The organism is Streptomyces aurantiogriseus (assembly GCF_014649375.1).
Classification (GTDB): Bacteria; Actinomycetota; Actinomycetes; order Streptomycetales; family Streptomycetaceae; genus Streptomyces; species Streptomyces aurantiogriseus.
On sequence record NZ_BMSX01000001.1, the window covers coordinates 152222 to 166614 of the forward strand.

Consider the following 14393-nt stretch of genomic DNA (forward strand, 5'->3'; position numbering starts at 1 on the left):
GTCCGGTGTCTGTGGTCCGGGCGGTCAGACGTCGTTGCGCCTGAGCCGGTACGCCGCGCCCGCCAGCACGAGGAGCGTCCAGCCGAGGAACACCGCCAGGCCGGCCCCGGGAGACAGGGTGGAGGCGTCGTGCGTCAGCGCGAACATGGACTCGCCCGCGGCGCTCGGCAGGTAGGGGCTGACGTTGTCCTCCCAGGAGCCGGGCAGGAGGGAGGTCAGCCCGGGAACCAGGATCAACGCGCCGACCAGCACCGAGATACCGCCCGCCACCGACCGCAGCAGCGCGCCCAGGCCCGCACCGATCACGCCGATCAGGCCGAGGTAAAGCCCCGCCCCCAGCAGGCTCCGTGCGACACCCGCGTCCGACAGGCTCTGGGCCGCCTCGGTGCCGGAGAGGATCTCGTTGCCGACCAAGTAGGCCACGAACGCGCCGACCGTGCCGACGCCCAGCGCCACGAGCCCGTACAGCCCCGCTTTGGACCACAGCACCGGCAGCCGGCGCGGCACCGCCGCCAATGTCGAGCGGATCATGCCGGTCGAGTACTCGCCCGCCGTCACCAGCACACCGAGGACACCGAGGGCCAACTGTGCGAAGGGCACACCGAACAGGGACAGGTCCACGGCCGTGGAGCGGTCGAAGTCCTCGTCCAGACCGCCGGACTCGAACTGCCAGGCAGCGATCAGCCCGAACACCAGCAGGAACAGCAGGCCGAGGACCAGCGTGATCCACGTCGAGCGCAGGGACCACAGTTTGGCCCACTCCGAGCGCAGCACGCGCCATCCGGTCACCCTGTAGCGGGCGCGGGACAGAGCAGCCGACTCCTGCTGGGGCTCGACGGTCGTAGCAAGGGAACTCATGCCACCCTCCCGAGGGTGTCGATAGCGGTCGTGGTGCCGTGGTACTCCACCGCATCCCTGGTCAGGTCCATGAACGCTTCTTCCAGCGACACCGTTCGCGCGCTCAGTCCGAACAGCGGGATTCCGTGCTCCGCCGCCTTCAGCCCGATCTCGCGGGTGGTGAGCCCTGTGACGTGCAGTTCCTCGGAACCGACCTGGCCGACGATGTCGACGCCCGGACCCGCCAGGACGTCCCGCAGCCGCGCCGGGTCCTCGGTCGCCACCTTCACCGTGTCGCCGCCCGCCTGGCGGACCAGGTCCTGCACGGTCGTGTCGGCCAGCAGCCTTCCGCGCCCCACGATGATCAGATGGTCCGCCACCAGCGCCATCTCGCTCATCAGATGGGAGGAGACGAACACCGTCCGCCCCTCCGCCGCGAGCGACGTCAGCAGATTGCGGATCCACAGCACACCCTCCGGATCGAGGCCGTTGACCGGCTCGTCCAGCATCACCGTCTGTGGATCGCCGAGCAGTGCCGCCGCGATGCCCAGCCGCTGCCCCATACCGAGGGAAAAGGCTCCGGCCCGCCGCTTCGCCACACTGCCGAGACCGGCGAGGTCGATGACCTCGTCGACGCGGCTGCGCGGGATGCCGTGCGTCAGCGCGAGCGCGTTGAGGTGGTTGTACGCCGAGCGGCCCGGGTGGATCGACTTCGCCTCCAGCAGCGCGCCGACCTCCTGGAGCGGCGCCCGGTGCTCGGCATAGTGACGGCCGTTCACCGTCACGGAGCCGCTCGTCGGGGCATCCAGTCCGACGATCATGCGCATCGTGGTGGACTTCCCCGCGCCATTCGGTCCCAGGAAGCCTGTCACGGTGCCCGGCTTCACGGTGAAGTCCAGCCCGTCCACCGCTGTCTTCTCCCCGTACCTCTTGGTCAGTAGCTGTGCCTCGATCATCAGCGTGCCTTCCCTCGGCCTCGGGCGCTTGTCGGGCGCCTCACCAGCAACGTTAGGAACGAGCGGCCTCGATCCCTTCCCCCCGCGGGCTGGTCCGCGGGGGTGGGCCTCGTACCGGGGTATGAGACCGGCATCCGACTTCGGCCTTTCAAGTTCGGCCTTCCAAATGAGGGGTCCGCCACGCCGTCAGTCGGTGATGACGGCGTGGCGTCCGATCCACTCGCTGCTGTGTGCCGCTCGGTGCATGAAAGCGGCGACATCGGCGCGACTGATCCGCGGAGCGCCCTTCATCTGCAGCCGGTCGTCCACGCGGTAGGTGCCCTTGGCCGGGCCGTTGGTCAGCGCGGTCGGGTAGACCACCGTCCAGTCCAGACCGCTGGCGCGGATACGGTCGTCCGCGATCTCCTTGTTCGCGTAGACGCGCCGCAGCATCGTGCGGTACATGGCCCGCTGCACGACGGTCGCCGACTCGAAGGTGTCGCCCACCCCGAACGACGACATCCACACCAGTCGGGAAACGCCCTGCTGCCTGGCCGCGCCGATCACGGCGGCGGAGGCGCGGTCGAAGAGCGCACGGGGGTTCAGGGATTTCCCCTGGCCGAGGGCGGAGACGACCGCGTCCTGCCCGAGCGCGGCAATCGCGACATCCCGTTGCGAGGTGGCGTCTCCCATGACGACGGTGAAGCGGTCCGCCACCTCGCCAACGGCTGCCGGGTCGCGTACCAGGGCCGTGACCCGGTCACCGGATCGCAGGGCGAGGTCGACGAGATGGCGGCCCGTGGGACCGGTCGCGCCGAGGATCAGTATCTTCATGGCCGAGGGGTCCTCCGTATGGGCCGGATACGGGACTTGGCGGGCGTCGCCGCCTGTGTGTGCCGGTCACTGACCACGCGGATCAGACGGCGTCGAGGGTGGGCGGCCGCGGCGTGGAGCCTTCGTCGTCCGGCCCCGTCCCCCGCAGGACGACCTCCTTCACGAAGACCGCCGCCACCAGTGCGACCACGGCGACGCCGGCCCCGAGGAGGAACGCCGAGTGTGTGCCGGCCGACACCGCGTACTGGTACGCCTCCCGCGCGGCCTCCGGCAGCTTGGCCAGGCTCGCCGCGTCCAGTTGCGCGGACTGCTCGGTCACGTCGGAGCCCAGCGACCCGGCCCGCTCGGCCATGACGTCCTGGACCCGGTTGTTGAACAGCGCACCCATGATGGCGACACCGAAGGAGGAGCCGAGCGTGCGGAAGAGGGTGGCGGACGACGACGCGACGCCCATGTCCTTCATCTCGACGCTGTTCTGCGCGACCAGCATGGTGACCTGCATCAGACAGCCCAGGCCCAGACCCACGATCGCCATGAACACACCGGAGGTGACCCGCGAGGTCCCGGTGTCCATCGTCGACAGCAGGTACAGCCCGAGGCCCATCAGGACGCTGCCTACGAGCGGGAACGCCTTGTACTTGCCAGTGCTCGTGGTGATCCGCCCCGCCAGGACCGAGGTCGCCAGCATCGCGAGGAGCATCGGCAGGAGCAGCAGCCCGGAGTTGGTCGCGGACGCGCCCTGCACGGACTGCTGGTACAGCGGCAGATACAGCGTGGCACCGAACATGACGAAGCCGGTGATGAAGCCGATGAGCGTCATCAGCGTGAAGTTGCGGCTGCGGAAGATGTGCAGCGGCACCACCGGTTCGGCGGCCCTGGTCTGCCAGAACACGAAGCCGACCAGCGCGGCCACACCGATGCCGGTCAGCTCCATGATTTGCGCGGAGGTCCACGCGTACTCCGTACCGCCCCACGTGGTGACCAGCACGATCGCGGTGATACCCACGGTCAGCAGGACGACACCGAGGTAGTCGATCCCGGCCTTCGCCCGCTTCTTCGGCAGCCGCAGCACCACGGCGATCAGCCCCAGTGCGACGACGCCGAGCGGCAGGTTGATGTAGAAGGACCAGCGCCAGCCCCAGTTGTCGGTGATGGTGCCGCCGACCAGTGGCCCGCCGATCATCGCGAGGGCCATGACACCGGCGATCATGCCCTGGTACCTGCCGCGCTCCCGCGGCGGGATCAAGTCGCCGATGATCGCCATGACGCCGACCATCAGACCACCGGCACCCAGGCCCTGCACGGCCCGGAAACCGATCAGCTGCCCCATGTCCTGGGCCATGCCGCTGAGCGCAGAGCCGATCAGGAAAAGCACGATCGAGCTCATGAAGACGCCCTTGCGCCCGTACATGTCGCCGAGCTTGCCCCAGATCGGGGTGGCCGCGGCGGTGGCCAGCGTGTACGCCGTCACCACCCACGATAGGTGCTCGGTGCCGCCCAGTTCGCCGACGATCGTCGGCATCGCGGTGCCCACGATCATGTTGTCGAGCATCGCGAGCATCATCGCGATCATGAGCGCGAAGAGCACGAGCCGATTGCTCCTGGGCTGCTTCTCCGTTTCCCGGCCGGCTGCGGCGACCGTCTGTGTGTCCGTCATGCCGCGCTCTCCTCGATGCCGACCATGGCCGCGCTCTCGTGCCACAGCTGGTCCTGGGCGGCTCGGCTGCGCGCCAGTTCCGAAGGGTCGGGGAAGGCCGGCTGCCCCTTGACCAGTGAGACGTAGATCCGGCCGGGCGGCAGGGTGACCTCCCCCAGGGCGACCTGAGCCAGCGCCTCACCGGAGCGTTCGGGCGTCCCCATGACGTATTCGGGCTTGAAGAGGCCGACCAGGCGGAAGACCGTGCGCATCAGGACCGTGACGAACAGGCGCCGGGCGCGCGAGCTGTCGCGGCCGAGTGAGGTGCCGCCGGTGAGACCGGGACTGAAGGCGATCACGCTGATCCGGCGGGCACGAACCTCCTCCAGAGCGGCGAAGGACTGCGCGGTCAGCAGGTTGCACAGCTTGGACGCCGAGTAGGCCCGTACACCTGCCCCGAAGCCGCCCTTGTCCGGGTGGGCCAGCCGCTGCGGTTCCAGGGTCTTGGGCGCGATCGGGGTGACGGCCGGGTCGTGCGTCTCGCTCGTGGTGATCACCAGGCGGCCGTGGTCGGCCAGGTGCGGCGCCAGGAGCCGGGCGAGCAGGTAGTGGGCGAGGTGGTTGACCGCGAACGTCAGCTCGTAGCCCTCCGCGCTCCGTCCGTCGGCGGTGGCGGTCTGCATGCCGGCGTTGAGCACCAGGATGTCGATACGGGCGTCGCCGAGCTGCTGTGTCACCGCGGCGGCGAAGGCGCGGACGCTGGCGAGTGAGGCGAGGTCGAGCGGTACGACCTCGGCACCGGGCGGCACCGTGCCGCTTCCCCGGGCGCCGACGATGACCCGTGTGTCCGGCCGGGCGGCGAGGTGCCGCAGCGCGTGTGCGCCGAGACCGGACGTGCCGCCGGTCATGACGACGACTCGCTGTGATGTGACGTGGTCCATGGCTGGCCGTCCTGTTCTGAAGTGTGGGGGTTTGCGGGGCCGCGCGGATTCGTAGCGCGGCCACGTCGGTGGCGTCCCCTTGCCGGTTGCCGACAGGGCGCCCCTCTGGGAACATTGTTACAGTACCCATGGTGAAATTAACAACTGATAGGAATGAGCTTGTCGAGAACGCCTTCCGGCCCGGACTCACCCGGCGAGACAGCCACGCCCGTGACCGGCCACGAGCTGCTCGCCGGATTCTCGAGCCTGCGCAAGGGGCTGAGGCAGTGGATGGACAGGAACATCCCCGCCGACGGCGGTATGACGGTGCCCCGCGCCACCCTGCTCATGGGGCTGACGCTCAAGAGCGAGCCGTCCGGTATGGGCGAGCTCGGCGAGCCCCTGGGCATGTCTCCCCGGAACATGACCGTCCTGGTGGACGGTCTCGAGAAGGAGGGTCTGGTCCGCCGGGTCGGACATCCGCAGGACCGCCGGGTCAAACTGGTCGAGCTCACCCCTGCCGGTCGACGTGTGGTGGAGCAGGAGCTCGGACCCTCGCACGCGGCGGCAGCGGCGTTGTTCGACGACTTCACGCCCGAGGAACGGGCCGAGCTGCTCAGGCAGCTGGTGAAGGTGGGCGACTCCCTGCGCACACGCGGGATCGACGTGCCCTCCCCCGGTCAGAGCTGAACACCGGGAGGTGCGCGTTGACTCCACCGTCATCCGGGCATGAACATCCGCCGGTCATGGACGCGTTTCTGGCCGCGGTGGTGTTCGGGATCTCGCTGCTGACGCCCGTTCTGGACAACGACAGCGGCACTCGGCCCTTGACCCTCCAGGGCGCGCTCTACGCCGCCGTGATCTGCGCCTCGCTGACCCTCCGGCGGCGCTGCCCGTCGGCAGTGCTCGCCGTGACCGCCTCCGGGACGGCCGCCGCTTTCGCGGTCACCGGCCACAAGAGCCCGCTGATGCTGGCCACGATGATCGCGATGTGCACGTGTGCGCTGCACCTTCCACGGCGCAAGGCGGTACTGGAGGTCGCCGCCACCGCTGTCCTGTTGGCCGGGACGAGCGTCGTGTTCGACCACCGCGGGTGGACGGGTCCGGAAGTAGTCGCGCTGAGCGCTCTGAGCGCGTCGGCCGCGGCGGTCGGATTCGCGGTCCGCAACCGGCGTGCCTACGTCGCCGCGGTCGAGGAACGGGCGCGACGGGCCGAACAGACACGGGAGGAGGAGGCACGGCGCAGGGTCGTCGACGAGCGGCTGCGGATCGCCCGCGACCTGCACGACGTCCTCGCACACCACATAGCCCTGATCAACGTTCAGGCGGCGGTGGTGGACCTCGTGCTGGAGACGGAACCCGTCCAGGCCAGGGAGTCCCTGGCGCACATCCGGCGGGCCGCCCGGTCCTCGCTGGAGGGAGTCCGCACCACGCTCGGACTGCTGCGCCAGCCGGACGCCCCGGACGAGGCGGCCTATGAACCGTCCCCTGGTCTGGCCGACCTGGCCGACCTGATCGCGAGCTTCACCGCCGCCGGCCTGATCGTCGACCAGAAGATCACCGGAACGCCCGTGGACCTGCCCCCGGCGGTGGGCCTCACGGCGTACCGGGTCGTCCAGGAAGCCCTGACGAACGCGAGCAGACACGCGTCCCGCCCCAACGCCGAACTGGAACTCGACTACCTGCCGTCCGCGCTCCGGATCGCGGTGCGCAACCCGGCCGGTCCCGTACCGCGCTCCCAGTCCACCGGTCCCGATCCGCTGGCACTCGGGGAGGGCGGACATGGGCTGCTCGGCATGCGGGAACGCGCGAGCGCCCTCGGCGGGACCTTCACGACACAGCTGACCGAGGGCCGGTTCGAGATCCGCGTCCTCCTGCCGCACGAGGGAACGGGAACATGACGATCAAGGTCCTGCTCGCCGACGACCAGGAACTGGTCAGGGCCGGCTTCAAAGTGCTGGTGAACTCCACCCCCGACATGGAGGTGGTGGGCGAGGCGTCCGACGGGCATGAGGCCGTTCGTCTCGCCGCCGGGGCCGACGTCGTGGTGATGGACATCCGGATGCCCGGCTCGGACGGCCTCACCGCCACCCGGCAGATCACCTCGTCGCTGCCCGGCGTACGGGTCCTGGTGCTGACCACCTTCGAAGTCGACGAGTACGTGTTCAGCGCGCTGCGCTGCGGGGCCAGCGGGTTCCTCGGCAAGGGCGTGGAGCCGACGGAGCTTCAGCAGGCGATCCGGCTGGTCGCCCGCGGCGAGGAGCTCCTGTCCTCCGGCGCGACGCGCGCGCTGATCGCCCGGTTCCTGCGCGGGCCCCTGCAGGACGTGGGCGCCGTCGCCGAGCGGCTGGCGGTGCTCACCGAGCGGGAGCGGGAGATCCTCGTCCTGGTGGCGGCCGGGCTCGGCAACGACGAGATCGCCCTGCGGCTGGGCATCAGCCCCTACACCGCCAAGACCCATGTAAACCGCACGCAGGCCAAGCTCGACGCCCATGACCGGGCCCAACTCGTCATGCTCGCCTACGAGACGGGCCTGGTCCGGCCCGGAACTCCGCCCGCGGTGTAGGGCCGTACCGCGATCGCGGTACGGCGGATACCGTCCGCCAGACGGACCATCGGGCGGCTCGGGCGAACGAGATTGGAAAGCACCACGTCAGCCTCGTCCCTCCAGACCCTGAGTCCCTGAGGAGTTCCCTTGTCCGCCCTCGCCCGCTGGTGCTACCGCCACCGGCTCCTCGTCGTGCTGCTCTGGGTGGCCCTGCTCGCCGGTGTGGGCCTTGCCTCAACTGCCGTCGGAACCAAGGCCAGTGACAGCTTCTCCCTCCCCGGCACCGAGTCGTCCAAGGCGCTCGACCTGCTCCGGGAGACCATGCCCGCCCAGTCCGGCGCCACCGCGACCGTCGTGTGGGAGTCCGACGGCGACGTCCGCGACGCCGCCGTCCAGGACCGGATGACCGCCACCCTCGACAAGCTCGCGAAGGTCCCGGACGTCGCCGCGATCACCAGCCCGTACGGCGAGCAGGGCGTGCGGCAGATCAGTGAGGACGGGCGCGTCGCGTACGCCTCCGTGAACTTCACCGAGCAGGCCATGGACTTGGACAAGGCCAACATCGAGAAGTTCATCGCCACCGCCGAGGAGGCCCGCGGCGACGGCCTGAAGGTGGAGCTCGGCGGCGACCCGATCAGCCAGGCAGCGGAATCCGACGCGCCCACCGCCGAACTCGTCGGCATCGCCGCCGCCGCGATCGTGCTGTTCGTGGCGTTCGGCTCGCTGTTCGCGATGCTGCTGCCGATCGCCACCGCGGTCGCCGGAGTCGGCGTCGGCCTCATGACCGTCACCCTGCTCACCCATGTCATGGACATCGGCGACGTCGGCCCCATCCTCGGCGCGCTCATCGGTCTCGGTGTCGGTATCGACTACGCGCTGTTCATCGTCACCCGGCACCGCTCGAACCTGAAGAACGGCATGGACATGGAGGCGTCGGTCATCAAGGCCATCGACACCTCCGGCCGCGCGGTGCTGTTCGCGGGCGGCACCGTCGTGGTCGCCCTGTTCGGCCTGTTCGTCCTCGGCGTGAGCTTCCTCAACGGCATGGCGGTGGCCTCGGCGACCGCCGTCGTCTTCACCGTCCTCGCCTCGGTCACCCTGCTGCCCGCACTGCTCGGCTTCATCGGCATACGCGTGCTCAGCCGCCGCGAACGTCGCGCGCAGACCACCGCCCCCGACAACCGGCCCGGCGTCTGGGCCCGCTGGGCCGTGGTCGCCGAACGGCGCCGGGTGATCCTCTCGGTGCTCTCCCTGGCGGTGATCACCGTGCTCTCCCTGCCGGTGCTGTCCCTGCGGCTGGGCTCCTCCGACGCCGGCAACCACCCCGAAGACACCACCACCCGCAAGGCGTACGACATGCTGGCCGACGGCTTCGGCCCCGGGTTCAACGGCCCGCTCCAGCTCGTCGCCCAGACGCCCGGCGCGTCCGATCAGCAGGCTCTGCGGAGCCTGGCCACGCAGCTCTCCGACACCAAGGGCGTCGCCGCCGTCACCGTGCTGCCGGCCGAACCCGACGCCAAGATCGGCATCGTCCAGGTCGTCCCGACGACCTCGCCCCAGTCCGAGCAGACCGCGGAACTCATCCAGCACCTCCGCGACGACGTGATCCCGCCCGCCGAGAAGGACAGCACGCTCCAGGTCTACGTGGGCGGCCAGACGGCGATCTTCGACGACTTCGCCGATGTCCTGGCGGGCAAGCTCCCGCTGTTCCTCACCGTCATCGTCGCGCTCGGCTGCGTGCTGCTGCTCCTCGCGTTCCGCAGCCTGATGGTGCCGGTCGTCGCCGCCGTCATGAACATCCTCGCCACCGCCGCCTCCTTCGGCGTGATCGTCGCGTTCTTCCAGTACGGCTGGGGCTCGGAGCGCCTCGGCCTGGGCGCGGCCGGACCCGTCGAGGCGTTCCTGCCGGTCATCATGCTCTCGGTCCTGTTCGGCCTGTCGATGGACTACCAGGTGTTCCTCGTCAGCCGCATGCACGAGGAATGGATCCACACCCGCGACAACAAACGCGCCGTCGCGGTGGGCATGGCCGAGACGGGACGCGTCATCACCGCTGCCGCCACCATCATGTTCTGCGTCTTCATCGCCTTCAGCTTCGGGGGCGAGCGGATCGTCGCCGAGTTCGGCATCGGCCTGGCGGCCGCCGTGGCGATCGACGCCTTCGTCCTGCGGACGGTCCTGGTCCCGGCCTCGATGTACCTGCTCGGCAAGGCCAACTGGTGGATTCCCGGCTGGCTCGACAAGCGCCTGCCGCATCTGTCCGTCGAAGGCCCCGCGGAGACGGCCGAGGAGAACCGGCAGCCCGAACCGGCCACCCGCTGAGCCGGAGGAACCCGGTCGCACCGTCAGCATGAAGCGAACGTCAGAAAGGCTGTAACGCCGTGGGAATCGTGCTCGTCCTGGCCATTCCGGTCGTAGTCGGCGTGATGGGCGGCCTGCACTGGTACGTGTGGCGCCGCCTCGTCCGGGACACGACCGCCCCGGGCACGGTGGGGCGACGGCTGGGCACCGCGGTCCTCGTGGCGGGCCCCGCGCTCATGCTGACGGTGTTCACCGGGGACCGGCTCGGACTGCCGTTCCTGCTGGTCCGGATCGTCGCGTGGCCCGCGTATCTGTGGGCCGCGGTCGCCCTGTACCTGCTGATCGGCGTCCTCGCCGGCGAGGCCGTCCGCCCGGCGCTGACAGGTCTGCTGCGGCGCCGCGCCGCTCGGCAGGCGGCCACCGTACCGGCGCCGGTCCCCGAGCCGGTCGCGGTGCCGCCCTCCGAGCCGGTCACCGAGTCGGCGGCGGCTCCCGTCAGCGACGTCTCCCCCGCGGACGTGTCACGGCGGGTGTTCGTGGCCCGGCTGGTCGGCGGGGCGACGGCCGCGGCCGCGGTCGGCACGGTCGGTTACGGAACCTACGGAGTGCTGCGCGGACCGCGGGTGAAGCGGGTGACCGTACCTCTGGCGAAACTGCCCAGATCGGCGCACGGCTACCGGATCGCGGTGGTCAGCGACGTCCATCTCGGCCCGATCCTGGGGCGCGGGTTCACCGAGAAGGTCGTGCGGACGGTCAACTCGACCCAGCCGGACCTGATCGCCGTGGTCGGCGACCTGGTCGACGGGTCGGTGGACGACCTCCGCTCGGCGGTCGAGCCGATCGGCGGACTGCGGGCCCGTCACGGGGCGTTCTTCGTGACCGGCAACCACGAGTACTTCTCCGGCGTGGAGGAATGGACGGAACACGTACAGGAGTTGGGCCTGAAGCTCCTGGCGAACCAACGCGTGGAACTCGCGGCTTTCGATCTGGCCGGCGTCAACGACGTGACCGGCGAGGAGCACGACGACGGCCCCGACCTCGCGGCCGCGCTGCGCGACCGCGACCCGTCACGCACCTCGGTACTCCTGGCACACCAACCGGTGTTCGTGGACGAGGCCGTACGACACGGGGTGGACCTGCAACTGTCCGGCCACACCCACGGCGGCCAGCTCTGGCCGATGAACTACGTCGCCGAGCTGGCCAACCCGACGGTCGCCGGACTGGAACGGTACGGCGACACACAGCTGTACGTGTCACGGGGCGCAGGCGCGTGGGGCCCGCCCACCCGGGTCGGGGCACCCTCGGACGTGACGGTGGTGGAACTGGCGTCGCGCCAGGCGTGAGACGGGGCCGGCCGGGGTGTCGCCGCGCCGGGCCGGCGCACCGCACGGAGGACAACCGAGTTTCTCCGCACCTCTCAGGTCCGGAGATCAGCAAGGCAACACCTACCGCAGACAACGATGGAGACAGCCATGAACCCCCGCAGGCCCAGCCGCCGCGCCACCATCCTGGGCGTCGGCGTCCTCACCACCGCCGCGCTGACCGTAGGCACGACCGCCTTCGCCGTCACGGACACCGCGCCGAAGAAGAAGCCCGCCGCGGCCGCTTGGTCCGGCGCCAAGGACGCCAAGGAGGCGCGCAACAAGCAGATCGTGCGCGCCTTCGTGGACCTCGGCATCAACCAGAAGAAGCCACAGCAGGCCGCCGACCGCTACCTGGGCGACCTCGTCCAGCACAACCCCAACGTCGCCGACGGCAAGGAAGGGTGGGTCACCTGGGCGACCGGGTTCGTCAAGGCGGTCCCGGACGTCAACGTGGACTTCAAGCGGTTCCTCGCCGACGGCGACCTCGTGACGGTGCACACGCACATCACGCTCAACGCGACGGACCGTGGCCTCGCCGCCATGGACATCTTCCGCGTGAAGAACGGAAAGATCGTCGAGCACTGGGACGTCTCGACACCGGTGCCCGAGAACTCGGCCAACGACAACGGTATGTTCTGACCTCCTATGAGCCCCACATGATGGTGTCGGGCTCCTCGCATCCTGCCCACTGCGTCCCGCCGACCGTCCCTGCAGGCGGGACGCAGTGCTGCCGGGTGAGGGGTGATGGGGGTGAACCTTCCGCACGGCACCGTCATGCCGACCGGCCGGCCCGGCTGACCGGCCGCTGCCCCGCGGCCGCAACTCATGCCGGGCGGCGGCCCGCCATCAGGGCGTGTTCGGGAACAGGGTCCGGGTCCGGGCGGGGTCGGGGGAGACGAAGACGCCGTCCGCCGTGACCAGGGCGACCGACGGGTCCTCCTCGGTGCTGATCGAGCCCGCCACGAAGATCTTCCGGTCCTCGGTGCCAGTGACGTGGGCGAAGACGCGCAGGGAAGTCTCCACCGGGACCGGACGGTGGTAGCGCATCTGCAGCGAGACTGTCATCGCGGGGGTTCCGGCCCTGTAGCAGGCCCAGCCCATCAGCTCGTCCAGCAACATGGCGCTCATCCCGCCGTGGACATATCCGGGCGGGCCCTCGTGGGCGATCCCGAGGGTGCAGCGGCCGATGATGCCGACGCCCTCGGGCGTGACCTGCATGGGTGGGGCGAGGGGGCTGCCGGGTCCGGTGACGGGGCTGTACATCCGTACGCCGCCGGGGAACTCGTCCACGTCCGGGATCTCTGCCCGTACGCGACGCCGACCGGTCAACTGCCCGGTGAGCCGACGGACGCCGTCCGTCACGCGATGCAAGACCTCGGCCGGGGCCGCGGTGCGTACGGTGGCGTCCACCAAGGCACGCAGTTCGTGGCCGAGTGCGGCGATCGCCCTCCGCTGGTGGTCCAGTTCCTCTCCTCGTGGTCGTGTGGCTTCGGTATGCGTCGTCAGGAGTTCTGTCGGTGGCGCGTTCATCGGCTTTCTCGGTCGGGGCTCTCGGGAGGTGTTCAGCCGTCGGCGCGGACGAAGACGGGTTTGAGGTGCTTCTCGGGCAGGGCGTCGGGGAGTTGTTCCCAGTCGAGGACGTGGGAGACGACCCGGGCGGGGTCGACCTTGCCGGAGCGGGCGAGGTCCAGGGCGTCAGGGATGTGGCCTCGGACGTTGTCGCGGGCGATGCGCAGGGTGACGCCGGTGAGGTACATGTCGAGCAGGGGCAGCTCACCGGGGCGGAAGTGGTTGCCGGCCGACTCGCAGATGCCTTCCGGGGCGAGGGACTTGACGGCGAGGGCGAGCTGGTCGACGCGGCCCGTGGCCTCGACGGCGAGGTCGAAGCCGTGCAGGACGGGTTCGAGGGTCTCGGCGGTGCGGGCGCGGTAACTCTCGGCGAGCCTGCGGTGTTCGGGGTCCGGGTCGACGTACAGGACGTCGGAGGCACCGAGTGCGCGGGCGATGTCGCAGACGTACAGGCCGATGCTGCCGCGCGCGACGACCAGGACGCGGGCGCCCGGCTTGTTCTTCAGGTGGGGGGCGACCAGGCGCCAGGACAGGGACCAGTTGTCGCTGGCCGAGGCCATGGCGATCGGGTCGAGGTCGGCGGGCAGGGGTACGAGCATGGCGTCCGCCCAGGGGACGCGGACCAGGTCGGAGAAGAGACCGCCCCAACTGCCGCCGATCGGTGCGCCGTACATGGCCATGTGCGGAACGGCCGTGCAGTGGGCGGTCAGTCCGGCGCGGCAGTGGTCGCAGGTGCCGCAGTTGAGGGACCAGGGGACGACCACCAGGTCGCCGGGGGCCACGATGGTGACGTCGTCGCCGGTCTCGACGACCCGGGCCACGCACTCGTGGCCGAGGGCGAACGGCGGGTCGATGAAGCCATGCCCGGCCAGGATCGCGGTGTCGACGTCACAGGAGGTGGCGGCCACCGGGGCGACGATCGCCTCCTGGCCGGACCGGAGCTTGAGGTCGGGGGCCTCGCGCCATTCGACGGTGTTGCGGGCGACGTAGGTCAGTTCACGCATCAGCCTGCTGCCCCTTCTGCTTCTGCCGCTTCGCCAGGGCCACGAGGTCCGCGTAACGGACGACGGAGCCGCCGGCGCCCCAGGTGCCGTCGGGCTGTTCGTGCACCAGCACCCACACGCGCAGCGCGTCGTCCCGGGAGAGCCCGGCGGCCGCGAGGACGGTCTTGGTGGCGTCCTCGACCAGGCCGGCCTTGCGGCGCTCGGACAGCGCGCCCTGGGGGACCGTCACGTCCACGAGGAAGCGGGGCGCGTCGTCCTCGGCGGTCGTCTGCGCGCCCTCGGGCAGTTCGACGAGGTAACTCCACGCCTGGGCGCGGAAGAACGCGGTGTCGGGTGCGCCCTCCCAGCGCAGCAGGACGGCGGCCAGGTCGCGCTGGACGGTCTTGCGGCCCTCCTCGGTCAGGGAACCGGGCGGGACGGTGAGCCGGATCACCGGCATGGCGAG

The 14393-nt window shown here is 70.3% G+C and carries 14 protein-coding genes; 6 read left to right on the top strand and 8 right to left on the bottom strand.

Translation table 11 applies throughout. The annotated features are described in order from the left end of the window. Window positions 1–24 precede the first annotated feature (24 nt). From IE263_RS00695 to IE263_RS00715, 5 genes are all read right to left on the bottom strand, one after another. Complete coding sequence (locus tag IE263_RS00695) at window positions 25–858, bottom strand: ABC transporter permease (RefSeq protein WP_184905752.1); 834 nt, start codon at window positions 856–858, stop codon at window positions 25–27. Further along, window positions 855–1793 carry an ABC transporter ATP-binding protein gene (locus tag IE263_RS00700; RefSeq protein ID WP_184905754.1) on the bottom strand — a complete coding sequence of 313 codons (939 nt, stop codon included), beginning with the start codon at window positions 1791–1793 and terminating at the stop codon, window positions 855–857. Before IE263_RS00700 ends, IE263_RS00695 begins: the two co-directional genes overlap by 4 nt. A gap of 186 nt (window positions 1794–1979) precedes the next feature. After that, a complete protein-coding gene (locus IE263_RS00705) occupies window positions 1980–2606 on the bottom strand; it encodes an NAD(P)-dependent oxidoreductase (protein WP_184905756.1) in 627 nt (208 codons plus the stop codon). A gap of 82 nt (window positions 2607–2688) precedes the next feature. Beyond that, entirely contained in the window at window positions 2689–4263 is a 1575-nt protein-coding gene (locus tag IE263_RS00710; RefSeq protein ID WP_184905758.1) for an MDR family MFS transporter, read from the bottom strand. Further along, window positions 4260–5183 carry an SDR family NAD(P)-dependent oxidoreductase gene (locus IE263_RS00715; protein ID WP_229910728.1) on the bottom strand — a complete coding sequence of 308 codons (924 nt, stop codon included), beginning with the start codon at window positions 5181–5183 and terminating at the stop codon, window positions 4260–4262. Before IE263_RS00715 ends, IE263_RS00710 begins: the two co-directional genes overlap by 4 nt. Before the next feature lie 210 nt (window positions 5184–5393). Between IE263_RS00715 and IE263_RS00720 the strand changes: the two genes are divergently transcribed. The 6 genes from IE263_RS00720 (at window position 5394) to IE263_RS00745 (ending at window position 12014) form a co-directional block, all read left to right on the top strand. Continuing rightward, window positions 5394–5852 carry a MarR family winged helix-turn-helix transcriptional regulator gene (locus IE263_RS00720; RefSeq protein ID WP_229910729.1) on the top strand — a complete coding sequence of 153 codons (459 nt, stop codon included), beginning with the start codon at window positions 5394–5396 and terminating at the stop codon, window positions 5850–5852. 17 nt (window positions 5853–5869) lie between these two features. Continuing rightward, window positions 5870–7063 carry a sensor histidine kinase gene (locus IE263_RS00725; protein ID WP_444545090.1) on the top strand — a complete coding sequence of 398 codons (1194 nt, stop codon included), beginning with the start codon at window positions 5870–5872 and terminating at the stop codon, window positions 7061–7063. After that, on the top strand, window positions 7060–7728 hold the full coding sequence (locus IE263_RS00730) for a response regulator transcription factor (protein ID WP_184905762.1): 669 nt from the start codon (window positions 7060–7062) through the stop codon (window positions 7726–7728). The genes IE263_RS00725 and IE263_RS00730 overlap by 4 nt, the downstream gene beginning before the upstream one ends. Before the next feature lie 129 nt (window positions 7729–7857). Then, a complete protein-coding gene (locus tag IE263_RS00735) occupies window positions 7858–10032 on the top strand; it encodes an MMPL family transporter (RefSeq protein ID WP_184905764.1) in 2175 nt (724 codons plus the stop codon). A 59-nt stretch (window positions 10033–10091) separates the two neighbouring features. Further along, window positions 10092–11354, top strand: coding sequence for a metallophosphoesterase (locus IE263_RS00740; protein WP_229910730.1), 1263 nt, complete (start codon window positions 10092–10094; stop codon window positions 11352–11354). Window positions 11355–11483: 129 nt separating this feature from the next. After that, window positions 11484–12014 carry a nuclear transport factor 2 family protein gene (locus tag IE263_RS00745; RefSeq protein ID WP_184905766.1) on the top strand — a complete coding sequence of 177 codons (531 nt, stop codon included), beginning with the start codon at window positions 11484–11486 and terminating at the stop codon, window positions 12012–12014. 207 nt (window positions 12015–12221) lie between these two features. Here the strand turns inward: IE263_RS00745 and IE263_RS00750 are convergent, their stop codons facing one another. The 3 genes from IE263_RS00750 to IE263_RS00760 are packed head-to-tail and all read right to left on the bottom strand — an operon-like array spanning window position 12222 to window position 14387. Further along, entirely contained in the window at window positions 12222–12905 is a 684-nt protein-coding gene (locus IE263_RS00750) for a PaaI family thioesterase (RefSeq protein WP_184905768.1), read from the bottom strand. 32 nt (window positions 12906–12937) lie between these two features. Beyond that, window positions 12938–13948 (bottom strand): zinc-dependent alcohol dehydrogenase, encoded by a 1011-nt coding sequence (locus IE263_RS00755; RefSeq protein ID WP_184905770.1) that lies wholly within the window; start codon window positions 13946–13948, stop codon window positions 12938–12940. Continuing rightward, window positions 13941–14387: a tautomerase family protein gene (locus tag IE263_RS00760; protein ID WP_184905772.1), complete on the bottom strand. Its 447-nt coding sequence runs from the start codon at window positions 14385–14387 to the stop codon at window positions 13941–13943. The genes IE263_RS00755 and IE263_RS00760 overlap by 8 nt, the downstream gene beginning before the upstream one ends. Window positions 14388–14393: the final 6 nt, after the last annotated feature.

Coding starts and splice junctions, on each gene's coding strand:
- IE263_RS00695 (WP_184905752.1), bottom strand. CDS start 858: ATGAGTTCCCTTGCTACGACCGTCGAGCCCCAGCAGGAGTCGGCTGCT.
- IE263_RS00700 (WP_184905754.1), bottom strand. CDS start 1,793: ATGATCGAGGCACAGCTACTGACCAAGAGGTACGGGGAGAAGACAGCG.
- IE263_RS00705 (WP_184905756.1), bottom strand. CDS start 2,606: ATGAAGATACTGATCCTCGGCGCGACCGGTCCCACGGGCCGCCATCTC.
- IE263_RS00710 (WP_184905758.1), bottom strand. CDS start 4,263: ATGACGGACACACAGACGGTCGCCGCAGCCGGCCGGGAAACGGAGAAG.
- IE263_RS00715 (WP_229910728.1), bottom strand. CDS start 5,183: ATGGACCACGTCACATCACAGCGAGTCGTCGTCATGACCGGCGGCACG.
- IE263_RS00730 (WP_184905762.1), top strand. CDS start 7,060: ATGACGATCAAGGTCCTGCTCGCCGACGACCAGGAACTGGTCAGGGCC.
- IE263_RS00745 (WP_184905766.1), top strand. CDS start 11,484: ATGAACCCCCGCAGGCCCAGCCGCCGCGCCACCATCCTGGGCGTCGGC.
- IE263_RS00750 (WP_184905768.1), bottom strand. CDS start 12,905: ATGAACGCGCCACCGACAGAACTCCTGACGACGCATACCGAAGCCACA.
- IE263_RS00755 (WP_184905770.1), bottom strand. CDS start 13,948: ATGCGTGAACTGACCTACGTCGCCCGCAACACCGTCGAATGGCGCGAG.
- IE263_RS00760 (WP_184905772.1), bottom strand. CDS start 14,387: ATGCCGGTGATCCGGCTCACCGTCCCGCCCGGTTCCCTGACCGAGGAG.